General features: G+C 52.8%; 31 protein-coding genes and 2 pseudogenes. 32 read left to right on the forward strand and 1 reads right to left on the reverse strand.

Features of this window, described 5'->3' with window-relative positions; translation table 11 throughout:
• From tuf to BUB55_RS09625, 32 genes and pseudogenes are all read left to right on the forward strand, one after another.
• Positions 1-297: pseudogene (gene tuf / locus BUB55_RS09470) on the forward strand (elongation factor Tu); the annotation flags it as partial.
• Between the two features lie 9 nt (positions 298-306).
• Positions 307-615, forward strand: a complete 309-nt coding sequence (gene rpsJ / locus BUB55_RS09475; protein WP_073190353.1) for a 30S ribosomal protein S10 — start codon at positions 307-309, stop codon at positions 613-615.
• 5 nt (positions 616-620) lie between these two features.
• Entirely contained in the window at positions 621-1,238 is a 618-nt protein-coding gene (gene rplC / locus BUB55_RS09480) for a 50S ribosomal protein L3 (RefSeq protein ID WP_073190357.1), read from the forward strand.
• Positions 1,238-1,858: a 50S ribosomal protein L4 gene (gene rplD / locus BUB55_RS09485; protein WP_073190361.1), complete on the forward strand. Its 621-nt coding sequence runs from the start codon at positions 1,238-1,240 to the stop codon at positions 1,856-1,858. Before rplC ends, rplD begins: the two co-directional genes overlap by 1 nt.
• Positions 1,858-2,166, forward strand: coding sequence for a 50S ribosomal protein L23 (gene rplW / locus BUB55_RS09490; RefSeq protein WP_073190365.1), 309 nt, complete (start codon positions 1,858-1,860; stop codon positions 2,164-2,166). Before rplD ends, rplW begins: the two co-directional genes overlap by 1 nt.
• Before the next feature lie 2 nt (positions 2,167-2,168).
• Positions 2,169-2,999: a 50S ribosomal protein L2 gene (rplB, locus tag BUB55_RS09495; protein WP_073190369.1), complete on the forward strand. Its 831-nt coding sequence runs from the start codon at positions 2,169-2,171 to the stop codon at positions 2,997-2,999.
• 3 nt (positions 3,000-3,002) lie between these two features.
• Positions 3,003-3,284, forward strand: coding sequence for a 30S ribosomal protein S19 (gene rpsS / locus BUB55_RS09500; RefSeq protein WP_073190373.1), 282 nt, complete (start codon positions 3,003-3,005; stop codon positions 3,282-3,284).
• Positions 3,284-3,634: a 50S ribosomal protein L22 gene (rplV, locus tag BUB55_RS09505; RefSeq protein ID WP_073190377.1), complete on the forward strand. Its 351-nt coding sequence runs from the start codon at positions 3,284-3,286 to the stop codon at positions 3,632-3,634. Before rpsS ends, rplV begins: the two co-directional genes overlap by 1 nt.
• A 2-nt stretch (positions 3,635-3,636) precedes the next feature.
• Positions 3,637-4,296 carry a 30S ribosomal protein S3 gene (gene rpsC / locus BUB55_RS09510; protein WP_073190379.1) on the forward strand — a complete coding sequence of 220 codons (660 nt, stop codon included), beginning with the start codon at positions 3,637-3,639 and terminating at the stop codon, positions 4,294-4,296.
• A 2-nt stretch (positions 4,297-4,298) separates the two neighbouring features.
• Positions 4,299-4,712: a 50S ribosomal protein L16 gene (rplP, locus tag BUB55_RS09515; protein WP_073190382.1), complete on the forward strand. Its 414-nt coding sequence runs from the start codon at positions 4,299-4,301 to the stop codon at positions 4,710-4,712.
• Positions 4,712-4,903: a 50S ribosomal protein L29 gene (gene rpmC, locus BUB55_RS09520; protein WP_073190385.1), complete on the forward strand. Its 192-nt coding sequence runs from the start codon at positions 4,712-4,714 to the stop codon at positions 4,901-4,903. Before rplP ends, rpmC begins: the two co-directional genes overlap by 1 nt.
• Before the next feature lie 17 nt (positions 4,904-4,920).
• Positions 4,921-5,175 (forward strand): 30S ribosomal protein S17, encoded by a 255-nt coding sequence (gene rpsQ / locus BUB55_RS09525; RefSeq protein WP_073190388.1) that lies wholly within the window; start codon positions 4,921-4,923, stop codon positions 5,173-5,175.
• Between the two features lie 21 nt (positions 5,176-5,196).
• On the forward strand, positions 5,197-5,565 hold the full coding sequence (rplN, locus tag BUB55_RS09530; protein WP_072807549.1) for a 50S ribosomal protein L14: 369 nt from the start codon (positions 5,197-5,199) through the stop codon (positions 5,563-5,565).
• Entirely contained in the window at positions 5,565-5,864 is a 300-nt protein-coding gene (gene rplX, locus BUB55_RS09535) for a 50S ribosomal protein L24 (RefSeq protein ID WP_073190391.1), read from the forward strand. The genes rplN and rplX overlap by 1 nt, the downstream gene beginning before the upstream one ends.
• A 2-nt stretch (positions 5,865-5,866) precedes the next feature.
• The gene (gene rplE, locus BUB55_RS09540; protein WP_073190394.1) at positions 5,867-6,406 is read left to right on the forward strand and encodes a 50S ribosomal protein L5; all 540 of its coding nucleotides are present in this window, start codon (positions 5,867-5,869) and stop codon (positions 6,404-6,406) included.
• A 9-nt stretch (positions 6,407-6,415) separates the two neighbouring features.
• The gene (locus tag BUB55_RS09545) at positions 6,416-6,601 is read left to right on the forward strand and encodes a type Z 30S ribosomal protein S14 (protein ID WP_014546106.1); all 186 of its coding nucleotides are present in this window, start codon (positions 6,416-6,418) and stop codon (positions 6,599-6,601) included.
• A gap of 11 nt (positions 6,602-6,612) precedes the next feature.
• Positions 6,613-7,008: a 30S ribosomal protein S8 gene (rpsH, locus tag BUB55_RS09550; protein WP_073190397.1), complete on the forward strand. Its 396-nt coding sequence runs from the start codon at positions 6,613-6,615 to the stop codon at positions 7,006-7,008.
• Between the two features lie 8 nt (positions 7,009-7,016).
• Positions 7,017-7,556: a 50S ribosomal protein L6 gene (gene rplF, locus BUB55_RS09555; RefSeq protein WP_073190400.1), complete on the forward strand. Its 540-nt coding sequence runs from the start codon at positions 7,017-7,019 to the stop codon at positions 7,554-7,556.
• A gap of 9 nt (positions 7,557-7,565) precedes the next feature.
• Positions 7,566-7,937 (forward strand): 50S ribosomal protein L18, encoded by a 372-nt coding sequence (gene rplR, locus BUB55_RS09560; RefSeq protein ID WP_073190403.1) that lies wholly within the window; start codon positions 7,566-7,568, stop codon positions 7,935-7,937.
• A 10-nt stretch (positions 7,938-7,947) separates the two neighbouring features.
• Positions 7,948-8,430: a 30S ribosomal protein S5 gene (gene rpsE, locus BUB55_RS09565; RefSeq protein WP_073190406.1), complete on the forward strand. Its 483-nt coding sequence runs from the start codon at positions 7,948-7,950 to the stop codon at positions 8,428-8,430.
• Between the two features lie 13 nt (positions 8,431-8,443).
• A complete protein-coding gene (rpmD, locus tag BUB55_RS09570) occupies positions 8,444-8,623 on the forward strand; it encodes a 50S ribosomal protein L30 (protein WP_073190409.1) in 180 nt (59 codons plus the stop codon).
• Position 8,624: 1 nt separating this feature from the next.
• Complete coding sequence (gene rplO, locus BUB55_RS09575) at positions 8,625-9,065, forward strand: 50S ribosomal protein L15 (protein WP_073190411.1); 441 nt, start codon at positions 8,625-8,627, stop codon at positions 9,063-9,065.
• Positions 9,065-10,426, forward strand: coding sequence for a preprotein translocase subunit SecY (gene secY, locus BUB55_RS09580; protein ID WP_073190414.1), 1,362 nt, complete (start codon positions 9,065-9,067; stop codon positions 10,424-10,426). Before rplO ends, secY begins: the two co-directional genes overlap by 1 nt.
• Positions 10,426-10,644: a translation initiation factor IF-1 gene (gene infA, locus BUB55_RS09585; RefSeq protein ID WP_014546098.1), complete on the forward strand. Its 219-nt coding sequence runs from the start codon at positions 10,426-10,428 to the stop codon at positions 10,642-10,644. Before secY ends, infA begins: the two co-directional genes overlap by 1 nt.
• A gap of 27 nt (positions 10,645-10,671) precedes the next feature.
• Entirely contained in the window at positions 10,672-10,788 is a 117-nt protein-coding gene (rpmJ, locus tag BUB55_RS09590) for a 50S ribosomal protein L36 (protein ID WP_014546097.1), read from the forward strand.
• A gap of 9 nt (positions 10,789-10,797) precedes the next feature.
• Entirely contained in the window at positions 10,798-11,166 is a 369-nt protein-coding gene (gene rpsM, locus BUB55_RS09595; protein ID WP_072799956.1) for a 30S ribosomal protein S13, read from the forward strand.
• Positions 11,167-11,192: 26 nt separating this feature from the next.
• Complete coding sequence (gene rpsK / locus BUB55_RS09600; protein ID WP_200778527.1) at positions 11,193-11,621, forward strand: 30S ribosomal protein S11; 429 nt, start codon at positions 11,193-11,195, stop codon at positions 11,619-11,621.
• A gap of 18 nt (positions 11,622-11,639) precedes the next feature.
• Complete coding sequence (locus BUB55_RS09605) at positions 11,640-12,614, forward strand: DNA-directed RNA polymerase subunit alpha (RefSeq protein WP_073190420.1); 975 nt, start codon at positions 11,640-11,642, stop codon at positions 12,612-12,614.
• A gap of 2 nt (positions 12,615-12,616) precedes the next feature.
• A pseudogene (gene rplQ / locus BUB55_RS09610) lies at positions 12,617-12,991 on the forward strand (50S ribosomal protein L17); the annotation flags it as partial.
• A 266-nt stretch (positions 12,992-13,257) separates the two neighbouring features.
• Positions 13,258-14,424, forward strand: coding sequence for a polysaccharide biosynthesis/export family protein (locus tag BUB55_RS09615; protein ID WP_073190426.1), 1,167 nt, complete (start codon positions 13,258-13,260; stop codon positions 14,422-14,424).
• A gap of 3 nt (positions 14,425-14,427) precedes the next feature.
• Positions 14,428-15,630 (forward strand): GumC domain-containing protein, encoded by a 1,203-nt coding sequence (locus BUB55_RS09620; protein WP_073190429.1) that lies wholly within the window; start codon positions 14,428-14,430, stop codon positions 15,628-15,630.
• Between the two features lie 3 nt (positions 15,631-15,633).
• The gene (locus BUB55_RS09625; RefSeq protein ID WP_083596959.1) at positions 15,634-16,983 is read left to right on the forward strand and encodes an O-antigen polymerase; all 1,350 of its coding nucleotides are present in this window, start codon (positions 15,634-15,636) and stop codon (positions 16,981-16,983) included.
• Here the strand turns inward: BUB55_RS09625 and BUB55_RS09630 are convergent.
• Complete coding sequence (locus BUB55_RS09630) at positions 16,903-18,135, reverse strand: oligosaccharide flippase family protein (RefSeq protein ID WP_073190435.1); 1,233 nt, start codon at positions 18,133-18,135, stop codon at positions 16,903-16,905. The two genes, BUB55_RS09625 and BUB55_RS09630, sit on opposite strands and share 81 nt — an antisense overlap.
• Positions 18,136-18,198 lie beyond the last annotated feature (63 nt).

Genomic DNA, 18,198 nt, shown 5'->3' on the forward strand with positions numbered 1-18,198 from the left:
AAGTCCGTGACTCCGCATACCGAATTCAAGGCCGAGATCTACGTCCTCACGAAGGACGAAGGTGGCCGCCACACGCCGTTCATGAACGGCTACCGTCCGCAGTTCTACTTCCGCACCACCGACGTGACCGGCACTATCCAGTTGCCCGAAGGCGTCGAAATGGTGACCCCGGGTGACACCGTCACGATCCACGTGAACCTCATCGCCCCGATCGCCATGGAAAAGCAGCTCCGCTTCGCTATCCGCGAAGGTGGCCGTACTGTTGGTGCTGGCTCTGTAACCGAAATCATCAAGTAAGGAATAATCATGGCTGGTGAACGCATCCGTATTCGCTTGAAGAGCTTCGATCATCGTATGATCGATCGCTCTGCTCAAGACATCGTGAATACAGCTAAGCAAACGGGCGCCCGTATCGCGGGCCCCATCCCTCTCCCGACGAAAGTCCAGAAATATACGGTGCTCCGCTCTCCGCATATCAACAAGACTTCTCGTGAACAGTTTGAATCTCGTACGCACAAGCGTCTGATCGACATCCTCGATGCTACGCCGCAAACTGTTGATTCCCTCATGAAACTTGACTTGCCGGCTGGTGTCGAAGTCGAAATTAAGGTCTAATAACAATGAACGGTATTCTCGCAAAGAAGTTGGGAATGACCCAAGTGTTCACGGAACAGGGCGAATGCGTCCCTGTCACGGTTCTCGAAGCCGGTCCGTGCGTGGTCGTTTCCCACAAGACAGAAGAAAAGGACGGTTACACTGCTGTCCAGATCGGCTTTGGTCTTAAAAAAGAACAGCGTGCCAACAAGGCAGAGCTCGGCCACTTCAAGAAGGCTGATGTTGCTGTTCGTGAACACCTCGCCGAATTTGATGAAGCGGATCTCGAATCCTGGCCGGTTGGCAAGGAATTCGGCGCCGCCGATTTCGCCGATGCCAAGATGGTGAATGTCTCTGGCATTTCCAAGGGTCACGGATTCTCTGGTGCCATCAAGCGCCACGGTTTCCACAGCGGTCCTCGTTCCCATGGTACGCACAACATGCGCGAACCGGGTGGTACGTCCGCTCACTCCTATCCGGGTCGCGTGTTCCCGGGCAAGCGTATGCCTGGTCAATACGGCAACAAGAAAGTGACCGTCAAGCACCTCCAGGTCGTCAAGGTTGACGGCGACCGCAACCTGATCTTCGTCCGCGGCGCAGTTCCGGGCCCGAAGAACAGCATTATCGTGGTGAGGAAAGACTAATGGCTAGTGCAAAGCTTTTCGCTGCAACAGGCGATTTTAAGAATGATATCCAACTCCCGGCTATGTTCGACGAAGAAGTCAACAAGGTCTGCATGTACTTGCATATCAAGGCTATCTTGAACAACAACCGTCAGGGCACCGCAAAGACTAAGACCAAGTCTGAAGTCAGTGGCGGTGGCCAGAAGCCGTGGAAGCAAAAGGGCACGGGTCGCGCCCGCTCCGGTCAGAACACCTCCGCTGTGTGGGTTCGCGGTGCCAAGGCTCACGGTCCCAAGTCCCATGACTACTTTGAAAAGGTGAACAAGAAGGTCAAGAAGATCGCTTTCCACTCTGCCCTCGCTGCCAAGGCTGCCGAAGGCAAGGTGCAGGTGTTCGAAGCCCTCAGCTTCAATGCCCCCAAGACCAAGGACTTGCTTGCCGTTCTTACCAAGTCTGGTATTGAACAGCGCAACGTTCTCTTTATCGTTAGCGTCAAGGATCAGAACTTGTACCTCTCTTCCAACAACATTCCTTGGTGCCGTTGCGCTCGCGTCGAAGACGTGAACACCTACGACGTCGTTCGTGCCAACAATGTTGTCATCTCTCAGGCTGCTCTCGCAGAGCTTGAAGGAGGCCGCTAATGAAAGAAATTCGTGAAATCCTCGTTGCTCCGCACGTGACCGAAGAAACCACCCGCAATATGGTGAATCCGAAGACTGGCGTGCGCAAGTACGTGTTCCGTGTAGCCATGGACGCTACCAAGGAAGACATCAAGGCTGCCATCGAAAAGCGCTTTGACGTCAAGGTCTCCTCGGTCAATACTTTGATCAACCGCGGCAAGATCAAGCGCGTCCGCATGGGTGCTGCCGCTGGCAAGAAGTCCAACTGGAAGAAGGCCTACATCACACTTAAGGCCGGGCAAAAGATTGCCGAGTTCGAAGGAGTATAATCATGGGTCTGAAATCTTATCGCCCTCTTACCCCGACGCTGCGTTACAAGCAGATTGGTGACCGCAAGGAAATCACTGCCGATAAGCCGTACAAGCCGCTTACCGAAGGTATCAAGCGCAGCTCCGGCCGCAATAACGTTGGTGAAATCACCTCCCGCCGTCGCGGTGGTGGTCACAAGAAGTTGTATCGTCTTATCGATTTCAAGCGCCAGTATGCCGGCATCCCCTGCACTGTCGAAACAATCGAATACGATCCGAACCGTACCGCTCGCATCGCTCTCGTCAAGTACGTGAACGGCAAGCGTGCCTACATCGTGGCTCCGGCCGACATCAAGGTCGGTGACGTGCTCAATGCTGGCGAAGGCGCCGAATTCCGTGTCGGTAACGCCCTTCCGATTCGCAACATTCCGCTGAACACTTTGATCCACAACATCGAAATGAAGCCCGGTAAGGGTGCTCAGCTCGTCCGCTCCGCTGGCGCTGCTGCAGAACTCGTTGCCAAGGACGGCAAGCTTTGCCAGGTCCGCCTTCCGAGTGGCGAAGTTCGCCTCATCTCCGAAGACTGCCTCGCTGTTGTCGGTCAGGTTTCCAATATCGATCACATGAATGAATCCTCGGGCTCTGCTGGCCGCTCTCGCTGGCTCGGCAAGCGTCCGTCTGTCCGCGGTGTCGTGATGAACCCGGTCGACCACCCGCTTGGTGGTGGTGAAGGACGTACCTCTGGTGGTCGTCATCCGTGCTCTCCTTGGGGTAAGAACTCTAAGGGTGCCAAAACTCGTAACAATAAGCGTACCGATAAGTACATCGTACGTCGTCGTCAGAAGAGGGCCTAATTCATGTCGAGATCCCTTAAGAAAGGTGCGTTCGTGGATTCCCACGTTCTCAGCAAAGCCCAGGCTATGGCTAGCTCCGACAAGAAGCAGCCGATCAAGACCTGGTCCCGTCGTTCCACAATCGTTCCGGATATGGTCGGACTCACTTTTTCCGTGTACAACGGCAAGCAGTTCGTGCCGGTCTATGTTTCTGAAAACATGGTCGGTCACAAGCTGGGTGAATTCTCCATGACCCGTACGTTCAAGGGTCACCGCAAGACCGAAACTGCTGCTGGAGGCAAATAATGCAAGCTGTAGCTAAAGTGAAAAACGTCCGTTACGGTGTGCGCAAGCTCCGCCGCGTCGTGGACTTGGTCCGTGGCAAGCGCGTTGATGAAGCCTTCGCCATGCTCTCCATTCTCCACACGCAGACCAAGGGTGCTCCGCTCGTCGAAAACGCCCTCAAGTCCGCAGTGGCCAACTTCAAGCAGAAGTCCGCAGCTCCGGTAACCGCAGAAGAACTCGTGGTCAAGACCATCACTGCTGATGGCGGCACGATCATGAAGCGTATTCATCCGCGTTCCCAGGGTCGCGCTTTCCGTATCGAAAAGCCGCTTTCCCACATCACCGTCATTGTCGCAGACAAGGAGAAATAACAATGGGTCACAAAACTCATCCTAATGGTCTTCGTCTTGGCGTAATCCGCGGTTGGGAATCCAAGTGGTATGCCGAAGACAATTTTGCCGATCTTCTTTACGAAGACATCGTGCTCCGTCGCTACTTGATGAAGCGTTTTGAACATGCCTCCCTCTCCAAGGTCGGCATCGAACGCACCGTCAAGAAGGTGAACGTCAACCTCTTTACCGCCCGCCCGGGTATCGTTATCGGTAAGAAGGGCGAAGAATTGGAACGCGTCAAGGGCGAACTCCAGTTCCTCACCGGTAAAGAAATCTATATTAGCGTCCACGAAATCAAGCGCCCGGAAACGGATGCCAAGCTCGTGGCCGAAAACATCGCTCGTCAGCTCGAAAAGCGTATTTCTTTCCGCCGCGCTATGAAGCGCGCCATCCAGAGCGCCATGCGCCTCGGTGTGGAAGGAATCAAGGTGCAGTGCGGTGGCCGCCTTGGTGGTGCCGAAATTGCCCGCGTCGAAAAGTATGCCGAAGGCCGCGTGCCTCTGCACACTCTCCGTGCTGACATCGATTACGCAACCTCCATTGCTAAGACCGTCTATGGCGCCATCGGTATCAAGGTGTGGGTCATGCACGGTGAAAAGATTGGCAAGGACGTCATGTCCGACAACAAGAGAGAGAAGTAATTATGCTGAGTCCTAAAAGAACATTACATCGTAAGCAGATGAAAGGCCGCATGAAGGGTGTTGCCTCCCGCGGCAATACCATGGCCTTTGGCGAATTTGGCATTCAGGCTCTTGAAAAGTGCTGGCTGACGGCTCGCCAAATCGAAGCGGCTCGTATCGCTATGACTCGTAAGATCAAGCGTGGTGGCCGCGTGTGGATCCGTGTGTTCCCCGACAAGCCGGTAACCCGTCACCCTGCCGAAGCCCGTATGGGTAAGGGCAAGGGCGCTGTGGAATTCTGGGCAGCCGTGATCCTCCCGGGTCGCATCATCTTTGAAATGGGCGGTGTCGAACGCGATCTTGCACTGGAAGCTCTCCATGTGGCAGCGCAGAAGCTCCCGCTTAAAGTTAAAATCATCGAAGAATCGGAGATCTAATGAAAGCACGTGAATTGAAAGAACTGGGCGTTGACCAGCTCAAGGAAAAACTGGCTCAGTTGAATCTCGATTTATTCAATTACCGCATGACTGCGAAGCTCGGTAATTTGGAAAAACCCTCTTTGATCCAGACGACCCGCAAGGATATCGCCCGTATCAAGACCATCCTCAGCGAAAAGGCCAAGGCATAAGCCGGCAGGAGCAGGAAATGGATAGAAACCTTCGTAAAGTCAAGCAGGGTGTTGTCACGTCCAATAAGATGGACAAGACTATCACGGTTGAGGTTGAAAACCGCAAGCGTCACCCGATGTACAACAAAATCATGACTACGACCAAGAAACTCAAGGCTCACGATGAAAACAACGAAGCCGGTGAAGGTGACCTGGTCGAAATCATGGAAACTCGTCCCCTCTCTGCAACGAAGCGCTGGCGCCTCGTCCGCATTGTGGAAAAGAAGAAGTAAACTCCTGGAGTAAGGCGAATTATGATTCAAGAAGAAACCAGACTCGTCGTGGCTGACAACAGTGGAGCCAAGGAAGTCGCCTGCATCCGTGTTTTGGGTGGCACAAACCGTCGCTATGCTAGCATCGGTGATGTCATCAAGGTAGCCGTTAAAGACGCTATCCCCCAGAGCAAGGTGAAGAAGGGTTCCGTGGCCGACGCCGTCGTCGTGCGCACACGCAAAGAAATCTCCCGTCCGGACGGAACGTTCATTCGTTTCTCGGACAACGCTGTGGTTCTCATCACCAAGGATGGCGAACCGCGTGGAACCCGTATTTTTGGACCGGTGGCTCGTGAGCTCCGCGAAAAGAATTACATGAAGATCATCTCCCTCGCACCTGAGGTTCTGTAATGGCTAACATCAAAAAGAATGATAACGTCAAGGTGATTTCCGGCGCCAACAAAGGCAAGACCGGCACCGTGATCAGTGTCAAGGCCGGCAAGGTGACCGTTTCGGGCGTTAACGTCTGCAAGCGTCACGAGAAGCCGAGCCAGACCAACCAAACTGGCGGCATCATCGAAAAGGAAATGCCGATTGATATTTCCAACGTGATGCTTCTCGAAGGCAATACGCCTGTTCGTACCCGTATCGTTCGCGAAAAGGGCAAGAAGGGCGTCCGCACCAGTGTCAAGACTGGAAAGGCTGTGTAACTATGAACCAGATGAAGCAATTTTATCTCGAAAAAGTCGTTCCGGCCTTGCAAGCAAAGTTTGCCTACAAGAACGTGATGCAGATTCCGCGTCTCGAAAAGATTGTCGTGAACATGGGCGTTGGCGCAGCTTCCCAGAACCGCAAGATTCTGGACGAAGCCGTGGATACCCTCACCGCGATCACCGGTCAAAAGGCAATCGTTACGAATGCCAAGAAGGCAATTGCCCAGTTCCACCTCCGCGAAGGCATCGGCATCGGTGCCAAGGTCACCCTCCACGGTGACAACATGTGGGACTTCCTCTACCGTTTCATCAACATCGACCTTCCGCGTGTCCGCGACTTCCGTGGCCTCGCTCGTCGTGGCTTTGACGGCATGGGCAACTTCACCCTCGGCATCAAAGAACAGACGATCTTCGTCGAAATCGACATCGACAAGATCTCCCGTACGTTCGGTATGGACATCTCCTTTGTGACTTCCGCCAAGACGGATGACGAAGGCCGTGCCCTGCTCGAAGAACTTGGACTCCCCTTCCGTAAGTAAGGTAATACCATGGCAAGCAGAAGAATGATTGAAAAATGCAAGCGTACCCCGAAGTATACCGTTCGTGGGTATAACCGTTGCAAGCGTTGCGGTAGGCCGCACGCCTTTATGCGCCGCTTTGGCCTTTGCCGTATTTGCTTCCGCGAAATGGCACTCGCCGGCGAAATCCCCGGTATCACTAAGTCGTCCTGGTAAGGAGAGTACAAATGGCAATGACAGATACAATCGCCGATATGCTCACCCGCATCCGCAACGCCTCCAAGGCTCAGTTGCCCGTGGTGGACATCCCTGCCAGCAACCTGAAGCGTGAAATCGCTCGCGTTCTGCAGGAAAAAGGTTTCATCAAGAAGTTCGTCGTCGTCGATGACGGCAAGCAAGGTGTTCTCAAGATCTTGCTCCGTTACACGAAGGGCGCTTCTGCAATTCAAGGCATCCAGCGCGTTTCTACACCGGGTCTTCGTCACTATGTTGACGTGGCCAAGCTCCCGCGTGTCCGTAACGGCCTCGGCTATGCCATTATCTCCACATCAAAAGGCGTGATGACCGACCACGAAGCCCGCGAACAGAAGGTGGGTGGTGAAGTCCTCGCAAAGGTCTGGTGAGGTAGAAGATGTCCCGTATCGGAAAAGCTATTATCAATATCCCGGCTGGCGTTAAAGTCGCCGTCAATGGTCAAAACATCAAGGTTGAAGGTCCCAAGGGCAAGCTCGAGACTACAGTTCATGAACTGATCCAGATCAAGCTCGAAGGCGATCAGCTTTCCTTCAGCCGTCCGAACGATGAAAAGTTCACCCGCGCTATGCACGGCACCACTCGCGCTCTCGTGGCCAACATGGTCGAAGGCGTGACCAAGGGCTTCCAGAAGACTCTGGAAATCGTTGGCGTGGGCTACCGCGTCGAGCAGAAGGGCAAGGACCTGAACCTCGTTCTCGGTTTCTCCCACCCGGTTATCTTCAAGGCTCCGGAAGGCGTCGAATTGAAGGCTGTTGACCCGCTGAAGATCACGATCTCCGGCATCGACAAGCAGAAGGTTGGCCAGGCTGCCGCGGAAATCCGCAAGTACCGTCGTCCTGAACCGTATAAGGGCAAGGGCATTAAGTACGAAGGCGAAATCGTCCGTCGTAAGCAAGGTAAGAAGACAGGTAAATAAGGGTAAACTATGACTGCAATCGCTAAAAAAAGAATCCAGTCCAGAATCGCACGCCACGAACGTGTGCGCAAGTCTGTTGTCGGAACTGCAGAATGCCCTCGTTTGGCTGTTCGCCGTTCCTTGTCTCACATGATCGCCCAGATTGTCGATGACGAAAGCAACAAGTCTCTCGTTCAGCTCTCCACGACTGCCAAGGAATTCCAGGGCAAGTTCGGCGAGATGACGAAGACGGAGCAGGCTAAGCAGCTCGGTCTCCAGGTTGCCGAAGTCGCCAAGTCCAAGGGCATTGAATCCGTGGTCTTCGACCGCGGCGGTTACATCTATCACGGTCGCGTTCAGGCTCTCGCTGAGGGAGCTCGTGAAGGCGGACTCAAATTCTAAGAGGTACACTTTGGAACGCGAAGCTCAAGTTTCTGAATTTGAAGACAAGGTTGTACACATCAACCGTTGCTCCAAGACTGTCAAGGGTGGCCGTCGTATGTCCTTCAGCGCTCTCGTTGTCGTTGGCAACAAGAACGGCAAGGTCGGCGTTGGTATCGGTAAGGCTAAGGAAGTTTCCGAAGCTATCCGCAAGGGTACCGAAGCTGCCCAGCGCAACATTGTCGAAGTCCAGCTTTTGGACGGCACCATTCCTCATGACATCGAAGTCAAGAGTGGCTCTACCCGCATCCTTTTGATGCCGGCCGCTCCTGGTACCGGTGTTATCGCAGGTGCTGCTGCCCGTGCTGTTCTCGAACTCGCCGGTGTGCGCAACATCCTCACAAAGATTCACGGCTCCTCCAATCCGGGCACTGTTGTCAGCGCTTGCTTGGAAGGCCTGCTTTCTCAGAAGAACAAACAGGACTGCGCCAAGTTGCGCGGTTTCGAAGCCTAAGGAGTAATACAAAATGAAGAAAGTTCGTATTACTTTGATCAAGGGTACCGTTCGTCGCCTTCCGATGCACCGCGCCAACGTGGCTGCACTCGGTCTCCGCAAGATCGGTCAAACTGTTGAACACAATCTGACCCCCGCCATCCAGGGCATGATCAATGCCGTGGCCGACATGGTCAAGGTCGAGGAGATTTAAGATGGAACTGAATACTCTCAATCCTGGCAAGGCTGCCAAGGGCAAGGGCCGCAAGCGTATCGGTCGTGGCCCGGGTTCCGGCTGGGGCACCACCGCTGGCCGTGGCCAGAAGGGTGCCGGTGCTCGTAAGAGCGCTAAGGCCGGTCGTGTCGCCTTCGAAGGCGGCCAGATGCCGATCCACCGTCGTATTCCGAAGCGCGGCTTCAAGCATGCCGGCATTGAATTCCAGATCGTGAATATCAAGCGCCTCGCTGCTACCAGCGTGACTGAGTTCGACGCACAGGCTATGTTCGACCAGGGCCTCATCAAGGATATCGATCGTCCCGTCAAGGTGCTCGCATTCGGTACCATCGAAAAGGCCATCAATGTAAAGGTTAACGCTATCAGCGAAAAGGCAAAGGCTGCCATTGAAGCTGCTGGCGGCAAAGTCGAGATCATCTAATGGAAGCTCTCAAGAAAGCTATCGATGCGTTCATCAATGCGTTCAAGATCGAGGACTTGCGTAAGAAGTTGCTCTTTACGCTTGCCATCCTCATCGTGTACCGTATTGGTGCCCACATCACCATCCCTGGAGTGAACGCTGCCGTTTTGGCAGAGTACTTCAAAAACTCGAACAACTTGTTCGGCCTGTATGACTCTTTCACGGGCGGTGCGTTTGCTAAAGCGACCGTGTTCGCCCTGGGTATCATGCCGTACATTAGCGCGAGCATCATCATTCAGTTGATGGGCTCCGTTATTCCCGCCATCCAGATGCTTCAGAAGGAAGGTCAGGAAGGCCGTGCGAAGCTGAACCAGTACACCCGTTACTTCACGGTGGTTCTTTCCGCCTTGCAGGGATGGGGCATTTCTGTGTGGCTTTCCTCCCTTAAGGTGACGACTGCTTCCGGTGTCGGTGTATCGGCCCTTGCGGACGATTTCGCGACTGGCGCCGGCAACATCGGCTTCCGTTTACTCGCTACCCTGACCTTCACCGCAGGTACGGTGTTTGTGATGTACCTCGGCGAACAGATCACCTCTCACGGTGTGGGTAACGGTATTTCTCTTATTATCTTCGCCGGTATCGTCGGCGGCCTTCCGCGGGCCGTCTTGGCAGAAACGGAAATGTTGAAGGAAGGCATCCAACCGCTCGCCATCGAGATCTTTATCTTGGCTATCGTGGTCGTGATTGTCGGATTCATCGTCTTCGTGGAGCAGGCGACCCGTCGCATTCCACTCCAAAGTCCTCGCAGGACCGTCGGAAACAAGGTTATGGGTGGTCAGTCCAGCTATTTGCCCTTCAAGGTGAATACCGCTAACGTGATTCCCGTGATCTTCGCAAGCTGCATCATGTTCATTCCAGCAATGATTGCATCGTGGTTCCCGAACGTGTCTGCTATGCAGGCTTTTGCCACTGCGTTCATTCCGGGACACATCAGCTACAGTGTAGCCGATGCCCTCCTCATTATATTCTTCACCTACTTCTACACGGCAATCCAGTACAACCCTAACGACATTGCCGAAAACCTGAAGAAGTCCGGTGGGTTTATTCCGGGGATCCGTCCGGGTAAGCAGACGGCAGAATACATTGACCATATTTTGACCAGGATTTCACTTCCGGGCTCTCTGTACCTCGCTTTTATTAGCGTCGGACCGCTCCATTTGAAAGCCGCACTCAATATGAGTTTCTATATTGGGGGCACCTCGGTCTTGATCGTGGTCGGTGTTGCTCTGGATACGCTTCGTCAACTCGAAGCCCAGTTGCATACCAAGAATTATGAAGGTTTCTTGAAGCAAGGCCGCATTCGCGGCAGGATGGCATCTTAGTGGCTAAAGAAGAAGGCATTCAAGTAGAAGGCGTTGTGTTGGAAGCACTTCCGAACGCGTTCTTCCGAGTGCAGCTCGGAAATGGTCACGAGATCCTCGCCCATGTTTCAGGAAAGATGCGTCGGCATTTCATCCGAATTTTGCCGGACGATAAAGTGTTGGTAGAAATCTCTCCCTACGACCTCAATCGTGGGAGAATCACTTACCGTTACAAGTAATAGGTATTTTCAAAGAAGGTCAAACCTATGAAAATCAAAGCCTCCATCAAACCCAGATGTGAAAACTGCAAGATCATCCGTCGCAAGGGTGTATTGCGCATCATCTGTTCGAAGAACCCCCGTCACAAGCAGAAGCAGGGATAAGGAGATCGTATGGCACGTATAGCTGGTGTCGATTTGCCGAAAAACAAGACTGTCGAGTACGGTCTGACGGCAATCTATGGTGTCGGTCTGTTCACCGCAAACAAGGTCTGTGCTCAGCTGGGCATCGACAAGAACAAGAAGTGCGATGACCTCACCGAAGAAGAACAAGGTAAGATTCGTCATCTCTTGGAAGACGAATACTCTGTGGAAGGTCAGCTCCGCGCAGAAATTACCTTGAACATCAAGCGTTTGCAGGATATTGGCTGCTATCGCGGCATTCGCCACCGCAAGGGACTTCCGGTCCGCGGTCAGCGTTCCCGCACCAATGCCCGCACTCGTAAGGGCCCCAAGAAGACTGTGGCTAACAAGAAGAAGTAAGGAGATTCATCGTGGCTGAAGAAGAAATCAAGGAAACTGCTGCCGCTGCTGAAGCTCCGGCCGCAGCCGCTACTGAAGAAGTTAAGGTCAAGAAGGGCAAAAAGCGTATTGACGTCCAGGGCATCGCCTGCGTGTTCGCTTCCTTCAACAATACAATCGTTTCTATCACCGACGCTCGCGGTAACGTGGTCGCTTGGGGCTCGCCCGGTAACTCCGGTTTCAAGGGCTCCCGCAAGAGCACTCCGTTTGCTGCTCAGCTCGCCGCCGAAACTGCTGCCCACAAGGCATTTGACCTCGGCATGCGTAAGGTGGACGTCCGCGTGAAGGGCGCTGGTGGCGGTCGTGAATCCGCTGTCCGTGCTCTCAAGAATGCGGGCCTCGAAGTTCTCTCTATTCGAGACGTGACGGGCATTCCGCACAATGGTTGCCGTCCTAAAAAGAAGAGAAGAATCTAATCCAAAGAGGTATCGCCAATGATGTGGAAATCACTTCAGATGCCGCGCAGCTTCCAGAAAGTTGAGACCGGCGAAGACGGCCGCTACGCCAAGTTTGTCGTAGAAGCCCTAGAACGTGGCTGGGGTATCACCCTCGGCAACGCCCTCCGTCGCACGCTCCTCTCTTCTCTGCAAGGCGCAGCTATTGTCTCCGTGAAAATCGAAGGCGTAGAAAAGGAATTTTCTACAATTCCGGGAGTCAAGGAAGATGTCACCGACATTATCCTGAACTTGAAGAGCATCCGCGTGAAGCTCCTCTCCGACCACGACGAAACCCTTCACCTGGACGTGTCCGGTGACGGTGAAGTCACGGCGAAGGACTTCGTGGACAATCCGAACGTCACTATTTTGACTCCGGATGTCCATATCGCGACATTGAACGGCAACGCTTCTCTGTCTATGGATGTGAAGATCTCCTGCGGTCGTGGCTACGTCACCGCCGATGAATTGAAGGACAAGGACGCTCCGATTGGTGTGATCGCCATGGACGCCAACTTCAACCCGGTGCAGAAGGTCGCTATGCACATCAGCGATACCCGCGTTGGACAGCGTACCGATTTCAACCGCCTGGAACTTGAAATTACGACTGACGGTTCCATTGACCCCGAAGACGCTCTCGCCTATGCCGCGAAGCTCCTCGTGGACCACCTAGAAATCTTCATCAACTTCGAAGGCGATCTCGAAAGCCCCGAAGAACTGGAGATGGACGAAGAACGTCAGCGTATTGCAACGCTCCTCCGCACTCGCGTGGACGAACTTGAACTGTCCGTTCGTTCCAGCAACTGCCTCCGTATGGCCAACATCCATACCGTTGGCGAGCTTGTGCGCAACAAGGAAAACGATATGCTCAAATACAAGAACTTCGGCAGGAAGTCCTTGGTGGAACTTAACGAGGTGTTGACCTCCATGTGCCTCTCTTTTGGCATGGACGTCGATGACTACTTGAAGGATTAACAATGAGACACGGTGTAAAAAACAAGAAATTGGGCGTGAATGCCCAGCACAAGCGTGCCATCCTCCGCGCTCTTACCACTTCTATTCTTGAGAAGGGCATGGAAGCGGAACAGACCGCCCGCTACGTGCGCACGACTCTCCACAAGGCTAAGATTGTTCGTAGCAATGTGGACCGTATGATTACCTATGCAAAGAAGGGCGACCTCTCTGCCCGTCGTGAAGCTGCCCGCTTCATCACGAGTCCGAAGGTCCTCCAGGATTTGTTCAACACAATCGGCCCGCGTTATGCCTCCCGCAATGGTGGTTATACACGCATCATCAAGCTCGGTCCGAACCGCGCCGGTGACGCCGCTGAAATGGCCTTGATCGGTCTCGTCGAAGACGAAATCGTTGCCAAGTCCAAGAAGGCTGCCGAACCTGCCAAGTCCGAAGCCGTGAGCATGGTCGAAGGCGAAAGCAAGTCCGCCAACTAATCATTAGGCGATTTTAAAGTTGGTTCGTCGGTTCCCCCGGCGGGCCACTTTTTTTATTTTTTGTCATAGTCGTGTCTTTTTAGTGTAAATCGTTGATTATCAGCACTTTCCAAGGATTTCTTTTTGTATTTTTGTAAGGATTGCGACTATCAAGGACGAGTCATTTTTATATGCATTTTTTTGTTATTGCACTTTTGGCTGCTTTTTCGACGCTTTTTGCGGGCGATATCTCTTCGTTGTCGAGTTTGGCGTCGGGGAACCAGAGTACCATTGCCCGTGGTAACGCCTCGCTTACGCCGACTTACGCCGAATTGACGGTGGATTCCAACTATGTGTTGGGTCCTGGTGATTTTTTGGACTTGATGCTCGAGGAGAAATATCTCTCGGTTCAAATCTACCCGGACGGATCTATTGCCATTGAAGAGTGCGGTGCGGTCAATGTGGGCGGCAAGACTCTTGCCGAGGCACGCCAGATTATTTTGGACTTGGTCTCAAAGCGTTACAAGCGTGAGTATTGTTTTGTGCAGCTCGCCGCCCTTAAAAAGTTCCGCGTAAACGCCATGGGCGCCGTTTCACTGGTGGGTCAGCACCAGGTGGAACCGCAAACCCGTTTGAGCATGTTCATTCGCCAAATCAACGGCACGCTGGTCAACGCGAATACCGAGGATATCCAGGTGATTCGCGGGAAGGACACGCTTCATGTGAACTTCAACGACATTACCACCAAGGGCGATTTTGAGAACGACATTATGCTTGAGCAGGGCGACAAGATTTATGTGCCCTTCGTGACCATGGGCAACAACATCTCGCTTATTTTCCCGGGCTACCGCACGAGCGTTGCCCATTCTCCCGACAAGACCTTGCAGGATTACTTTGAACTTTCTGGAGCTTCCAGGTTGCACAACTATGGCTACAAGGCGGCCTGCGTGCGTGAACCGGGGGAGGCTCCCCGTTGGATATCGCTTGCTGAGATGAAGGATACCAAGGTTGCTCCGAATACCGAGGTGGAATTCACGGTGCAGGAAATGCTTGTGTACGTGGGTGGCGCCGTCGCCATGATTGGCCGTCTCCAGTACAATCCATCGTGGCATGCCCTTGACTACATTGCCGCCTCCGGCATCAATACCATCACGGGCTCGTGGAACCAGGTGAAGGTGTGGCGCGGCAACAAGCCCAAGGCCATCTCGGTCAAGGTGGCAGAAGACCAGATTTTGCCGGGCGACTACATTGAAATTCCCAAGAGCCGCTATGAATCGTTCAAGGATTTCACCTTGTTCATTGCATCCCTCCTGACCGTCGTCTCGTCGGCATTCATCATTTACGTCAACTACAAGTAGTATATGGAAAAACAGGAATCTATAGGCTTTATTGAACTTTGCTTGCGGGTTCTAAACAACGACCTGAAGCATTTCAAGCTGTGCTGCGCTATTGTCCTTATTCCGACCATAGCTGTATTCGTTGCGGTCATGTGGGTCATTAAGCCTTGTTACCGCGCATCGGCGATAGTGACTCCTCCCGCTGCCGACAATACCATGAGTTCGCTGAACGCATCCCTGAGCAGCAGCTTGGGTGGAATGAGTTCCTTGTTGGGTTTGTCGTCGAACGAGAATGACGCCAATGCGGTTTGGACGATCCTCAATAGCTGGGAACTGCATGACCAGGTGATTCGCGAGTTCAATCTGAAAGAGCACTACGAGTTTGATGGCGATTTTCATGCCGACTTGCTGAAGAAGTTCCGCAAGAATTTTGGACTTGAATGCAACGACGAGAATATGTTCGTCATTACCGTTGAAGACGAGGACTATGCCCTTGCCGCCAAGATGGTCCAGTTCATGCTCGACAAAGCAGATTCCGCTTTTAACCATTTTAAGACGACTCAGGCCCGCCAAACGCGCGAGTACTTCCAGTCAAGGCTTGACTCCTGCGACAAGGACCTGGATTCCCTTTTGGCGAAGTTTGTGAAGTTCCAAGTGGACAACAACTTTTATGATCCCGAAATCCAGATGGAATCGACCATCAAGTATATTGCCGAATTGCAGGCGAAACGCGATGAAGTCGGAATCGAGATGGCGTACGAGAAGGCTAACCGCGGTGCGGACTCCAAACGCTACGATGAACTTTCTAAACGTTACAATGGCATTAACAACGCCTTGAATGGGACGCTTGGCGGTCGCCACAAGAAAATGGGCATGGTCGCTCTCAAGCAGTCCCCTGAATTGGGTGCCGAGTATATGCGCATTGAGGCGCAAATCCGTGTTCAGGAGTCCCTCTACAAGTTTTTGCGCCAGCAGAGTGAACAGCTCCGCATAGAGGAGTCCAAAATGCTCACGAACCTGCATGTGATTGAACCGCCTTGGGCGAACAACAAAAAAGTATTCCCGCTTCGCGGCGTGACTTTGATTTTCACGGTGTTTGTTTCGTTCCTTTTGGCGTCCATTATATGCAGCGTTATGGAGTACCTCCGTTCCGAGGAATCTACTGATTCCACCGTGGCTAAGGAATGGCGCGTTTTCAAGGGATTTTTTAAGAAATCCAAGGTGTAACCCATGTTAGGATGGGTAGTGGCATACCCGGTAACGTCGGCCTTTTTGCTGGTGTCTTTTTTTTGCCTACTGCAGTCGTGGTGGTTTAAGCGCGATTTTTTTAGCCCAATGACGGTGTACTGCTTTTCGCAGTGCATTACCCTTGCCATCGCGTATTTGCAGTTGGACAAGGCCATGTCGGATTTTAAACCGCTCACATGGATGGTTTGGATTTTGGGGTTCCTTTCGTTTTGCACTGGTTGCGGGCTCGCCAAGTTGCTTGCCAAGTCGAAACACTTGCCTACCCGCGTGGCGGCGGCTATTCCACCCAAAAATTACAACTGGAATTTGCATGTCCTTTTTTCTTTTGTTCCCTTTTTCATTTTTTTGCTGGGCGTCTATGGCGTGATCACGGTTGCCGGCAACCTTTTGGTGTTTACCGACAATCCGGCACGGTGGATGGACAAGAGCGTGAACTACGGCTACTACGCCTTGTTTGTGAGCTCAGGTCCCTTAGTGGTGTTGCTTTTTGGTGTGGCGAGTTTTAGCTCGTTCAACAAGTGTGTAGCTGCAAGGCGTGTGGCGAAGTTGATGGTTCTTGTGACGATCGTCCTCAATTTGATGGCCTACCCGAATCGAACAGGATTATTTTTTAACTTGGGCTTTTTGCTGATATTTATAAACTTTTTGTACAAAAAAATTTCGCCCGTGGCGATCATGCTCGTTTTGGTTGCGGCCATATCGGCGTTTATCGGTATTAGTAATTTGAGAAACCAATATGGTGGGGGCACTGCCGAGGGCAAGGCCATGAATGTGGTGGTCAAACTTCCGTACATGTACGTCGCAAACAATTACTGGAATTTGGACTATGCGGTTAATTCGCCAACCGACAGAGAAATCCACCCGTTCACTTATGGCATTGACTTTTTTAGCGGGGTATTGGAGTATGCCCGCATATCGAATTCCTTCAAGACGTCTTTGGGCTGGGACACCCCCTTTAACGACAGAATCCAGAAGGTGAACGGATTCAACACGGTAAACTATTTGTGGGACGTCTACAAGGATTTCCGTCTTTTTGGTGTTTTCCTGTTGCCTTTTTTGTGTGGGCTGGCGCTTTCGGTTTTGTACCTGCGGATGTGCAAGCCGTTTACACCCAGGCAAGTAACTTTGTACACTTACTTTGTCTATTTTGTGGGTTGGTGGTTTTTTACCTCGGGCTACAAGCAGGGGGTATATGTGCTTTGGCTGCCGGTGGTCTTTTTTATTACCACGGTGTGCATGGGTCGCCGCAAGCTAAAAGCGGATGCGCTTGTTTGCGATAAAGTAAATAACGAGGATGACGCTCAAAAAAACATCGCCGCTCAATGTGAGTAGCGGGATGTTGCTAGCGGGGAGTTGACGTGCCCCCAGAATGCAAACGGCAATGTTGAACACCCCGCCGAGGGTAATGAAAAGCCCGTAAAGGACGGTTCTTTTTTCTTTGAGCATGGTCGAGATCATGGACATGCGCATGGCTTGCAGTACAAGCGATGCCGTGAGCATGCGGAGGCATGCCGAACTAACGGCGAGCACGTCAGTGGTCCAGGGGGCGCCAAAAAAGATGATGCGGAGCGTGTATTGCGGGACCAGCCAGAACGGGGTGGTGGCGAGCACAATGAACAGCGTGAAAATGAACTGGTCGCGCACATGGATTTTGGAACTGTCGGCTTGGTGGAGCGTAATGAGGCTCGACGAAATAAAGTGCACCATGAGTCCCGAGGCGAGGATGACCAGTTTGTGTGCAAAGTTGTAGGCTCCCAAGAATTCGGGCGGGGCAAAGTGCGAGGCGGTGTAGAGCCCTACGGGGAGGTAGGCGAAGCTTGCCAGGCTCGCCACGGCGTAGGGGAGCGCCGACTTGAACATGAGTGCAAAAAAGCGCTTGGTTTTCCAGGTGATGTGGAATACTTTGCGCGAGAAGGCGTTGCCTACGCCAAAGCCGAATGCCGGCAAGGCCGCCACGACCATGGCCATGGCGATGGCGGGGATGGAGTCCAGGTGGAAGTAGCAGAGGGCTACACCCATGATGGTGGTGTAGGCTATGGTGTGCAGTACCTTGGAGATGAGCAGTTTTTTCCAGAAGTTGCCGCAAATGAAGAACCAGTCAAAAAAGGCGTGCTGGAACAGGAGCCCGAGGGCGAGCACGAGTTCGCCTTCGAAGACGGGGCTGTCACGGCGGATGGTAAAGGCGAACACCACCATGGCGAGTGCCGCCACGGCTGTCATGGAGAGCCTCAGCTGCAGCACATTGGTGAACAGGCTTCCTTGCGTGGCGCGTTTGCCAAAGTAGGCGAGGATGAGCGTCGCCATGCCAAAGTCGGCGATGGCGCAAAAAATGGTATAGTCGCTTTGCAAAATGCCAAAGTGCCCAAAATTGACAATTCCCAGGTTGTTGGCGATAATATTCTGCACAAGCACAGAAACGCCTTGGATGAGAATGTTCACCAAAGAAATGAATACGCCAATCTTTATGTTCTTGAATACTTCCAACGAGGGATAAAATAGATGTTTTTGCCGACAAAAGCCAGTGATATTTGCTAATTTTGGGTGCGG

It is taken from the genome of Fibrobacter sp. UWP2 (assembly GCF_900141705.1).
Classification (GTDB): domain Bacteria; phylum Fibrobacterota; class Fibrobacteria; order Fibrobacterales; family Fibrobacteraceae; genus Fibrobacter.